The following is a 641-nucleotide window of genomic DNA, read 5'->3' as shown; positions in this document are numbered from 1 at the left end:
ATCGACACTCGAGTGGCCCGCGAGAAACTCGGATTCCCCGGACCCGCAGGGTGGTTGACCTCCACCACCCTGCTCACCCCCAGCAAAGCCACCAAGATCGTTGCCCTGGCCCGCGGACTGAAGAACTTCCCCGATATCGCCGACGCCGTGAACACCGGCGTGATGTCCGTCGACCATGCCGCGTTGATCCTCACCTTCGCCGAAACCCCACCCAAGAACCTCCCGCAGGAGGGTCGCGACATCGCCCGCGCTGCCATGATCAAAGCTGCGACCGGACCCGGCGCACGCACCGACCGCATCCGTGAAGCGATCACCAAACTCGAGGACACCTACGGTGGCAAGAAGCCGCCACCCGAGGACACCGACCGCAACGAACTCTTTGCCTCGAAGACCTTGAACGGGCGGCTGGCGTTGAAAGGTGACTTCGATGCCATCACCGGAGAAAAACTCCTCGCCGCGCTCTCACCGTTGACCGAACCCCGCCCGGCCGCCGACGGCACCCAGGACGAACGTAGCCCCGCCCTACGCCGCGCCGAGGCGTTCGGACACATCCTCGACCGCTACCTCGCCTCCAGTAATCGGCCCACCGAAGGCGGGGAGAAGCCGCACGTCAACCTGCACATCAGCCTGCGTGACCTCAC

The 641-nt window shown here is 65.2% G+C and carries 1 protein-coding gene; it reads left to right on the top strand.

What is annotated here, in order from left to right:
• The coding region (locus CH294_RS27125) for a DUF222 domain-containing protein (RefSeq protein WP_141216554.1) at positions 1–641 on the top strand (641 nt) is incomplete at both ends.

Source organism: Rhodococcus sp. 14-2483-1-1 (assembly GCF_002259335.1).
GTDB lineage: Bacteria > Actinomycetota > Actinomycetes > Mycobacteriales > Mycobacteriaceae > Rhodococcoides.
Note: the sequence above shows the minus strand (reverse complement) of the source record. Positions and strands in the feature narration are given on the sequence as shown.